The 9,780-nt window shown below is 64.1% G+C and carries 9 protein-coding genes; 3 read left to right on the top strand and 6 right to left on the bottom strand.

Going from position 1 to position 9,780, the window contains the following annotated elements; translation table 11 throughout:
• Nucleotides 1-78: 78 nt before the first annotated feature.
• The 6 genes from WCG50_RS14730 to WCG50_RS14755 all read right to left on the bottom strand — a co-directional run bounded on the left by WCG50_RS14730 (nucleotide 79) and on the right by WCG50_RS14755 (nucleotide 6,085).
• Nucleotides 79-1,920, bottom strand: a complete 1,842-nt coding sequence (locus WCG50_RS14730; protein WP_336900357.1) for an Hsp70 family protein — start codon at nucleotides 1,918-1,920, stop codon at nucleotides 79-81.
• Nucleotides 1,917-2,435 (bottom strand): DUF2760 domain-containing protein, encoded by a 519-nt coding sequence (locus WCG50_RS14735; RefSeq protein ID WP_336900358.1) that lies wholly within the window; start codon nucleotides 2,433-2,435, stop codon nucleotides 1,917-1,919. Before WCG50_RS14735 ends, WCG50_RS14730 begins: the two co-directional genes overlap by 4 nt.
• Before the next feature lie 67 nt (nucleotides 2,436-2,502).
• Entirely contained in the window at nucleotides 2,503-3,168 is a 666-nt protein-coding gene (locus tag WCG50_RS14740) for an ABC-type transport auxiliary lipoprotein family protein (protein WP_336900359.1), read from the bottom strand.
• 8 nt (nucleotides 3,169-3,176) lie between these two features.
• Nucleotides 3,177-4,142 carry an MlaD family protein gene (locus tag WCG50_RS14745; RefSeq protein WP_336900360.1) on the bottom strand — a complete coding sequence of 322 codons (966 nt, stop codon included), beginning with the start codon at nucleotides 4,140-4,142 and terminating at the stop codon, nucleotides 3,177-3,179.
• A 12-nt stretch (nucleotides 4,143-4,154) separates the two neighbouring features.
• Nucleotides 4,155-4,961 carry an ATP-binding cassette domain-containing protein gene (locus WCG50_RS14750; protein ID WP_336900361.1) on the bottom strand — a complete coding sequence of 269 codons (807 nt, stop codon included), beginning with the start codon at nucleotides 4,959-4,961 and terminating at the stop codon, nucleotides 4,155-4,157.
• Complete coding sequence (locus WCG50_RS14755; protein ID WP_336900362.1) at nucleotides 4,958-6,085, bottom strand: ABC transporter permease; 1,128 nt, start codon at nucleotides 6,083-6,085, stop codon at nucleotides 4,958-4,960. Before WCG50_RS14755 ends, WCG50_RS14750 begins: the two co-directional genes overlap by 4 nt.
• A 135-nt stretch (nucleotides 6,086-6,220) precedes the next feature.
• On the opposite strand from WCG50_RS14755, the gene WCG50_RS14760 reads away from it, so the two are divergent.
• From WCG50_RS14760 to WCG50_RS14770, 3 genes are all read left to right on the top strand, one after another.
• Nucleotides 6,221-7,009, top strand: a complete 789-nt coding sequence (locus tag WCG50_RS14760; protein ID WP_336900363.1) for an enoyl-CoA hydratase/isomerase family protein — start codon at nucleotides 6,221-6,223, stop codon at nucleotides 7,007-7,009.
• Nucleotides 7,010-7,031: 22 nt separating this feature from the next.
• Complete coding sequence (locus WCG50_RS14765; protein WP_336900364.1) at nucleotides 7,032-8,732, top strand: GMC family oxidoreductase N-terminal domain-containing protein; 1,701 nt, start codon at nucleotides 7,032-7,034, stop codon at nucleotides 8,730-8,732.
• A gap of 289 nt (nucleotides 8,733-9,021) precedes the next feature.
• Complete coding sequence (locus WCG50_RS14770) at nucleotides 9,022-9,780, top strand: TSUP family transporter (protein ID WP_336900365.1); 759 nt, start codon at nucleotides 9,022-9,024, stop codon at nucleotides 9,778-9,780.

Consider the following 9,780-nt stretch of genomic DNA (forward strand, 5'->3'; position numbering starts at 1 on the left):
CGATCGGCGCGTAGGCGACCACCGTGTTGGTGGTGCCGAGGTCAATGCCGACGAGGTACTGGCTCATCAGCGCGGGCACTAGGTATTGCTGCGCACGTCGAATTCGACCTTCCAATGCTCACCGCCCTGGGTAGCGACGGCTGTGAGTTCGAGCGTGCCGGTCTCGGACGCCACGGCGCGAAGCTTGACCTGCACGATTTCACCGATGCGGCGACCTTCGGCCGGCAGCGTGGCCTGAATCTCGCCCAACTCCTGCAACTCCTCGGGTTGCCAGAAGTCCAGCAGGGTGCCGAGCTGGTCTTGTCGGCGCACCGACGAGCCAAAGAAGCGCAGGTGCACCGGTTCGCCCACCACCAGGCCAAATTCTTGCGCCAGCAAGTCGGCTTCGACGCCTTCTTCCATGCCAAACGGCGCCACGCACAGGGCTTGCACCGGCGGCGCCATGCCGGGAATGGCGGGCATGGAGGATTCGACCGCCACGTAATAGGCGCGCGCCGTGCCGCCCCGAATGCGCACGCCCTGACCGCGGCGCACATAGCCGTAGTAGGCGGCGCCACGGGCCACAGCCAGGTCCATGTCGGCTCCGGCCAGTTCGCGCGCGGGCGCAGCGGCTTCGGTGGTGAGCCAGCTGTTGAGCGTGCCCAGCGTGCGCTCAATCAGCACGGTGGATTTGAAAACCCCGCCATTGAACAGCACGGCGGTCGGGTGCAAAAAGCTGGCGTCGGCATCCACCTGGCCGGCAAAGCCTTCCAGCTCGGCAGTAGCACCAGCCTGGCGACCCAGCAGGGCGGCGAGGTGGCGGGTCACGCCAGCGTCTTGCGCGTAGGGCAGACCGAGTTGGGTCAGGCCGCTGCGGGTACGGCTGGTCGGGCGGCTGGCCGCATCGACCTCGGGGAAGAAACCTTCCAGGATGGTGGTGCGCACCTCGGCTTGTGTGAGTTCGGTGCGGATCGAGCCGCCGATCAGTTTTGAACTGCGACTCGGCACCACGATGGATTGCACCTCCAGCGCGGCATCGCTCAAGAGGTTTTCTTTGGCCACGCGGCAGGCGTAGGTGAGGGCGCGCATTTGCCAGGGGTCGAGCGTTTTGCCGTCAGCGGCCAGCTTGCGCGCCACCACATGCGCCAAGGTCAGGTCCATGTTGTCGCCGCCGAGCAGGATGTGGTCGCCCACCGCCACGCGGTGCAGTTCCAGGTTGCCGTCGCGCTCCAGCACCGCAATCAGCGAAAAGTCGCTGGTGCCGCCGCCCACGTCAATCACCAGAATGATGTCGCCCGGTTTCACGTCTTTGCGCCAGCGGCCTTCGCTGCCCTGAATCCAGTGGTAGAGCGCGGCCTGCGGTTCTTCCAGCAGGGTCAGGTTGTTGTAACCGGCAGCGCGGGCCGCCTCGGCCGTGAGTTCGCGGGCGGCGGGGTCGAACGAGGCGGGGATGGTGACGGTCACATCCTGCTGGTCAAACGGCGCTTCGGGGTGGGCATGGTCCCAAGCTTGGCGCAGGTGGGCCAGGTAGCGGGTGGAGGCGTCCAGCGGCGAGACACGCGCCACTTCGGGTGGCGCGTCAAACGGCAGAATGGCAGCGCGGCGGTCCACACCGGCGTGGCAGAGCCAGCTTTTGGCGCTCGACACCAGCCGGATCGGCGTCAACGCGCCCCGGCTGCGGGCGAACTCGCCCACGGCAAAGTCCTGCTTGCTGGACCACGGCAGGTTGAGGTCGCCAGCGGCCAGTTCGGCCTCGTGCGGCAGGTACAAAAACGACGGCAGCAGGGGCTGCGACTCGACCGCACCGGGTGCCGTGAGCTGGGGAATCTCCAGCACGCCGTAGCTTGTGGTTTCACCGTCGCTGGCGCCAATGTCCACATAGGCCAGGGCGCAGTGGGTGGTGCCGAGGTCGATGCCGATGGAATAAAGCGGCGCGCTCACAGTTCCACCTCGGCCTGGGCCAGCACGGTCACGTCGTGGCTGGGGGTCAGTTGGGGCAGACGCGTCTCAGTGGCACGCCAGCCGCGGTGGCTCAGGGTGCCTTTGTAGGGGGCGGTGCCCACCACGTTGCCGGTCAGTCGAATGGCGCGGGCGTCAAAACCGTCGGGCAGGGTGAGGCGGCTGCCTTCAGGCTCCGGGCGCATCGGGGTGATGGTGAAGTGCTCGCGCAGTACCTTGCAACAGCCTTCGTGCACCACGCGGGCGGCGGCGCCAATGTCGGCGTCCGAGTAGCTGGCGAGGTCTTCCTGGGTGAAATCGATCAGGCGGGCGTCGCGTTGAAACAGGCCCAGCAGTTGCAGGGCGGCATCGGGTGTGGCGATTTTGAGGGGCGTGGGCGCCTCTACCACTGGGGCGGGTGCGCTGGGGGTGGCGAACAAGACTTTGAAAAAAGCGTTGAAGGCGAGCGGGATGCGTTGGAAAAAGTTGGGGCCTGAAATAGGGGTGGGTGTCGTCATGGGAGGTTCCTGAGGGCGTCGGCCGGTGGCCGAGCGGGAGATGCACGCGGCATCGAATGGCCAAATTTTATAGGGCCAAGGCCCGCAACCACAGGTCAATCTCGTGAATTACCGCATCTGTCGCTGCGGTTAGAGAGCGCACTCCACCCGCCGCATCGGCGCTGGGGGCCGGGCGCTGCACGATAAAGGTGCGCTGGGCCACAGTTTTGTCACCGGTGGCGTGGCCTTGGACCACGCTGGCGCGCAGGCGCAACAGGCCCGCACTTAGGCTGGGGCTCTCAAATAACTGGCTGAATTCCTCCAGCTCCAGCCGCAAGGTAAGCGGCGTTACGCTGCCAGGGGCCGCGCCTGCGCTGTCGCCGGGGTTTAGCAGCGTGCGCTGTTCACCCAACTCTTGGCGCAGTCGCTGGCGCAGCAGTTGGGCCGGCGTCATGCTCCAGCGCGCCAGTGCGTAGGGTTTCAGTTGCTGGGGGTCGGCGTAGGCCAGCCGGTAGAGCACGGCGCTGCTGTCCAGCGCCGGGCTGGCGTCGATCTCGGCGATGACCAGTGGGCGCAAAGCCGTTGCCGGGCCCGGGTTGGCGAGCGCGCTCTGGCTCAGGCGGCCCGGGCCAAAGTCGTACAGGGTGGGGCGCTCGGGTGGCGTCGGCAGTGCGCAACCGGCCAGTCCCACAAAAAATATAACAAATAGGCCTCTAGACCACGTCTTGTATGCGTAAGCAGCTATTGATTGCATAGCGATTCTCATGGTTTGCCTGGGGTGGTTGCAAAGCCGGGTTCGCCGGGGCCGGGCACGGGTGGGCCGTTGCCAAAAATCAGGCTCTGCGGGTTGTCGGTGAGGCTGTCGGCGGCCCGGCTGACCCGGTTGGCGCTGTGGGTGGCTTCCACCACAGCCCGGTTCAGGCGCGGCAGGGTGGCGCTGTTGAGTGATTGCCCGATGGCGGCCAGCGTGCTCGCGCTTTGGGTCAGTTGGTCCAGCGTGCCGCCGGGGGTGCTCATGCGTTCAGTCACAGTCCGGAAGGCGCGGGCCGAGGCACGGGCTTCGTCGGCACTGTCGCCCACCTGCAACGAGGTCGCCTGCATGGTTTTGAGGGCTTCCGTCGTGGTCAGGACCAGTGGCGGCAGCAGTTGCTCGGTGCGGGTGCTCAGTTGCCGGACGCTGTTGGCGGCCAGTCCCAGATCGCCCACGGCGGTCATCAGTTTTTGCTGGTTTTCCGGGCTGAGCAGCAAGTTGACGCGGCGGCTGGATTCTTCAAGCTGCGACAAAATGTGCAGCCCCTGGTCGCTCAGTTGCGACACCAGCCCCGGCCGCAGGGGAATGCGCTGGGGCTTGGCAGGGTTGGCGGGCAGCATGGTTTTGGACTCGCCGCGGTCATCAAGCTGGATGAAGGCGAGCCCGGTCACGCCCTGAAACCCCAGACTGGCGAAGGTGGAGGCGGTGATGGGCGCCTGGTCGTCGATGGCGATTTGCACCAGCACCTGGCCGGGCAGCGAGGGGTCGAAGCCGATGTTGGTGACCTTGCCGACGGTGACGCCCTTGAAGCGCACGCTGGCTTGCGGCTGCAGGCCGGTGACCGCTTGCTGGCTGGTGATCTCGTAGACCTGCAGCGCCCGGTTGTCGCGCGTCAGCCAGACTGCCAGGCTCACCAGCAAGGCCAGCACCACCAGCACAAAAGTGCCGGCGGCAAGGGCGTGGGATTTGTTTTCCATAAGGTTCTCTTTTTACACGGTAGGCGGGGGGTCGCGCAACAAGCTGGCCGCGCGCTGGCCACGGGCCCCGCCAAAAAATTCCTGGGTGAACCGATGCGGAAACACCCTCACCTCGCGCGGGGTGCCGCAAACGATGATGTGCCGGTCGGCCACCACGGCAATGCGGGTGCTGAGTTCAAACAAGGTGTCGAGGTCGTGCGTGACCATCACCACCGTCAGCCCCAGTTCGCGGTGCAGTGAGCGCAGCAGGGTGCAAAAGGCATCGGCGCTGTCGGGGTCGAGTCCGGCGGTGGGTTCATCCAGCAGCAGCAGCGGCGGGTCCATCACCAGCGCCCGCGCCAACGCCACGCGCTTGACCATGCCGCCCGACAAATCAGCAGGCATTTTGTGGGCTTGCGCCGGGTCGAGCCCGGCCATTTGCAGCTTGACCATGGCCACATCGCGAATCAGGGCGTCGGGCAGGGTGCGCAGTTCGCGCAACGGAAAAGCGATGTTTTCCAGCACCGTGAAGGCCGAAAACAGGGCGCCGTGCTGAAACAGCATGCCGACCCGGCTGGCCGCACCGTCCGAACTCAATTCCGAGGCCGGTTGGCCCAGCACCGTGACACGGCCACGCGTCGGGGTTTCGAGCCCCAGCATCTGACGCAGCAGCACCGTTTTGCCGCTGCCGGAGCCGCCAACAATCGACAGCATCTCGCCCGCCTGAATGCGCAGATTCAGGTCCTGGTGCACGACAGCCTCTTGACCGCTATTGCGAAACACGGACCAGAGGTGGTCGATCTCGACCACGGCTTGGGCGGGCGCGGGGGATGCGGTCATATGCCAATGTCTTTGCAAATGACGGCAAACAAGGCGTCCACCAGAATCACCATGGTGATGGAGACCACCACCGAGGCCGTGGTGCCTTGGCCCAGGCTCTCGGTATTGGGTTTGACGCGCAGGCCAAAGTGGCAACCGATCAGCGCAATCAGCAGCCCGAACACCACCGACTTGGACAGCGCCAGCGTCAGGTTGGAGACCTCCACCGCGCCCGGCATGGCGGCAAAGAAATAGGCCGGCGTCACGCCCATCGCCAGGTCCGAGGCCAGCATGCCACCGGCCAGCGCGGCCAGTGTGGTCCAGACCGTGAGCAAGGGCATGGCGACGGCCAGGGCGATGGCGCGCGGCAGCACCAGCCGGAAGCCTTTGGCAATGCCCATGACGCGCATGGCGTCGAGTTCTTCGGTGACCCGCATCACGCCAATTTGCGCCGTGATGGCCGAGCCCGAGCGCCCGGCAATCAGGATGGCGGCCAGTACCGGCCCGAGTTCGCGGATCAGCGAGATGCCCAGAATGTTGACGATGAAGGCGTCCGCGCCAAACTGGCGCAGCTGCAGCGACATCAGGTAGGCCAGCACCACGCCAATCAAAAAACCAACCAGCGCGGTAATGGGCAGTGCGGTCGCGCCAATGTGGTGGAGGTGGCCCGAGACATCGCGCCACGGGCCGGAGCGCGGGTGGCGCGCCAGTTGCACCATGTCCAGCAGCAGTTGACCCAGCAGGCGGACAAAGGCTTTGCCGTGGTCCAAGAGCCGCCAGACCTGCGCCCCCAGGCTTAAAAAAACCTGCACCGGTGTGCGCCGCGTGGCCTGCGGCGGTGGTGTGGAATAGCGGGCAACCCGCTCCAGCATCGGGCGCTGGGGTTCATTCATCAGCAGATCCGTCGGCCACTGGTGGCGCCAGGCGTTCCAGAGCACTTGGGCGCCGGTGTGGTCGAGTCGCTCCAGTTCACGCAAATCCCAGACGCAGTGACGTGCTTCGGAGGTTTGGCAATCATTCAGCGACGCTTGAATTTGCGGCCACACCCCGGGGTCGGCCAGACGTGCCGCCGTCCAGCTACCCGACAGCACCCGCGCGCCATCAGGCGTGCTGGGCCAAGAGATGCGGGGTGTGTTCGGGGTCATGGAAACGGCGATTCATCAAAATCAGGTTCAAAAAATATCAAAATATGACAGCTTCATCCTAACGCTAACCGCGGCTCTTGCGTTTGATTATTCAGAAGAGGATGTTGCGGCAAAATGACCAAAACAGGAGACAACATGACCCCCTCGATCTTTACGTCATCGCCCGAACTGAGTGTGGAACAACGCGGCCCCGTGCTGTGGCTCACCATCACCCGCGAAGAGCGGCGCAACGCCATGAGCCACGCGGTGCTGGCGGGCATGGCGCAGGCCATCACGCTGGCGCAGGGGCAGCGCGACCTCCGCGCCATCGTCGTCACCGGTGCTGGCAGCAAGGCCTTTTGTGCTGGCGCTGATTTGCAGTCGGCTAACGCCTTCACCACCGATTACTCCGAGCCGCACGGCCACCTCGCGAAGCTGCTGCGCGCCGCCCGCGCCAGCAATATTCCGCTGATTGCCCGTGTCAATGGCGCCTGTATGGCCGGTGGCATGGGCCTGATGTCGATGTGCGACCTGGCGGTGGCCGCCAGCCACGCGGTGTTTGGCTTGCCCGAGGTGAAGGTCGGCGTGTTTCCGGCGCAAGTGCTGAGCGTGTTGCAGCACCTGATTCCCCGGCGCACCTTGAACGAGATGTGTCTGACCGGCGAGCCCATCTCCTCGGCGCAGGCGCTCGAGGTCGGCTTGGTGAATTACGTCGATGACGATGTGGATGCCAAGCTGCAGTGGTTGCTGCTGCGCTTGCTGGACAAGTCGCCGGCCGCCATCCGGCGCGGTTTGTACACGCTCAAGGCCGTGGAGTCGATGGCGTTTGAAGAATCCATGTCGTTCACCGAAAGCCAGATTGCGCTTTTCACGCTGACCGAGGACGCCAAAGAGGGTCAGAAAGCCTTCCAGGAAAAGCGCAAGCCGAACTGGGTCGGGCATTAAAACCAGCACCTGGCCCAGCACCATGAGCACCACGTTTGACTACATCATCATCGGCGCCGGTACGGCCGGTTGCCTCCTTGCCAACCGGTTGTCGGCGGACGCCAGCCGCCGCGTTTTGCTGATCGAGGCCGGCCGCCGCGACGACTACCACTGGATTCACATCCCGGTCGGTTACCTGTATTGCATTGGCAACCCGCGCACCGATTGGCTCTTCAACACCGAGCCCGACGCCGGTCTGAATGGCCGCTCGCTGCGCTACCCGCGCGGCAAAACGCTGGGCGGCTGCAGCAGCATCAACGGCATGATTTACATGCGTGGCCAGTCGCGCGACTACGACCAGTGGGCCAAGTTGACTGGCGACGACGCCTGGACCTGGGACCAGTCGCTGCCGTATTTCAAGCTGCATGAAGATCATTACAAGGGTGCCAACGCCGCCCACGGCGCGCGTGGCATCGAGCCCGAACTGATGCGCAAAGATGACGATCCTTACCGCCAGGTGCTGCGCCATCGCAATGCTGGCGGCGAGTGGCGGGTCGAGAAACAGCGCCTGCGCTGGGATGTGCTGGACGCGTTCTCGCAAGCTGCGCAGCAGGCCGGCATACCGGCCAGCGACGACTTTAACCAGGGCGACAACGAAGGGGTCGGCTACTTTGAAGTGAATCAAAAAGAAGGCTGGCGCTGGAACACGGCCAAGGCCTTTTTGCGGCCCACTTGCTACGGGCGGCCCAATTTCGAGATGTGGACTTCAGCGCAAGTCACCCGGCTGTTGCTGGAGCGCCAAGCCGATGGCAGCCAGCGTTGCACCGGCGTCGAGGTCTGGGACGGCCACACGCGGGTCATTGCCACGGCCACGCGCGAAGTGATTTTGAGTGCCGGCAGCATTGGCTCGCCGCAAATCTTGCAGCTCTCCGGCATTGGCCCGGCCCCGCTGCTGCAACAGCACGGCATTGCGGTGGCGCTGGACGCGCCGGGCGTGGGCGCCAACCTGCAGGACCATTTGCAGATCCGCTCGGTGTTCAAGGTGCAGGGCGTCAAGACGCTCAATACCCAGGCCAACTCGCTCTGGGGCAAGGCCATGATCGGGCTCGAATACGCCTTCAAACGCACCGGCCCCATGAGCATGGCGCCCTCGCAGTTGGGGGCTTTTACCCGCAGCGACCCGGCCCAGCCCTACCCCAACATCGAGTACCACGTGCAGCCGCTCAGCCTCGATGCCTTTGGTGAGCCGCTGCACAGCTTCAATGCGATCACCGCCAGCGTCTGCAACCTGAACCCGACCAGCCGGGGCACGGTGCAGATCAAAAGTCCGCAGTTTGACGCAGCGCCCGCCATTGCACCCAATTACCTGAGTACCGAGGCCGACCGTCAGGTGGCGGCTGATTCGTTGCGGGTGACGCGGCGCATCGTGGCGCAACCGGCGTTGGCCAAATACCAGCCGCAAGAGTTCAAACCGGGCATCCAGTACCAGACCGACGCTGAATTGGCCAAGTTGGCGGGCGACATTGCCACCACCATTTTTCACCCGGTGGGCACCACCAAAATGGGGCTGGCCAGCGACCCTTTTGCCGTGGTCGATTCGCGCCTGCGGGTGCGCGGCGTCGCGGGTCTGCGGGTGGTCGATGCGGGCGTCATGCCGCTCATCACCAGTGGCAACACCAACTCGCCCACGCTGATGATTGCGGAGAAGGCGGCGCAGTGGATCGTCCAGGACAATTCGGCGTAAAAGGGTTAATCCTGAAAGGGTTAATCCCAATGGTTTTACTGGGTTTTGGGGCGTACATTAATGCCATCGTCAACAGGCTTCAGGCCTGCTGAAGGAGAGCGGCCCAGGAGACAAACGCCTACGGGCAGACAAAAAATAACGCATGCGTCACGCATAAGCGCTTGAAAAAGGCACCGGCAACCCCGGTGCCTTTTTTATGCCTGATCGGCCTGTAGCCCCCGTTTTTATTGCGCAAGCAGCTATAAATAAAATAGCATAATTGCTTCAGCCTCAGTGCGACAATGGCGGCATGGAATTGTTCATTGTCTCGTTCGCCTCGCTCCTGGCCGGGTTTGTGGATTCGATTGTGGGCGGTGGCGGCCTGATTTTGGTGCCCGCCCTGTTTGCCGTTTTCCCGACTGCGCCGCCGGCCACCCTGTTTGGCACCAACAAAGGCGCCTCGGTCTGGGGCACGGCCTTTGCCACCGTGCAATTCAGCCGCCGCGTCGAGATGCGTTGGGCTGCCTTGTTGCCGGCGGCGGCGGCGAGTTTTGTAGCCGCGTTTGCCGGGGCCTGGTTGGTCACGGTGGTGTCGCCCGCCTACTTGCGCAAGGTGCTGCCGGGGGTCTTGCTGGCGGTGCTGATCTACACGCTGTTTAAAAAAGAGTTGGGTCGCCACCACGCGCCGCGCTTCTCGGGTGCCAAAGAGGCCTATCTGGCGTCGGCCATCGGGGCTGTCATCGGGTTTTACGATGGATTTTTCGGGCCAGGTACGGGCAGCTTTCTGGTTTTTTTGTTTGTGCGCTTGCTGGGATACGATTTCTTGAGTGCCTCGGCCTCGGCTAAGCTGATCAACACCACCACCAACGTGGCGTCGCTGGTTTTGTTCATTGCCAAAGGGCATATTTGGTGGCACTTTGTGCTGGCCATGGCACTGGCCAATGTGGCGGGCAGTCTGCTTGGTACGCGCCTGGCGCTCAAGCATGGCACGGGGTTTGTGCGCCTGGTATTTATCGGTGTGGTGAGCGCGCTGATCCTGAAGACCGGCTACGACGCGTTCTTGCGCTGA

It is taken from the genome of Rhodoferax sp. (assembly GCF_037143375.1).
In the GTDB taxonomy this organism is placed as follows: domain Bacteria; phylum Pseudomonadota; class Gammaproteobacteria; order Burkholderiales; family Burkholderiaceae_C; genus Rhodoferax.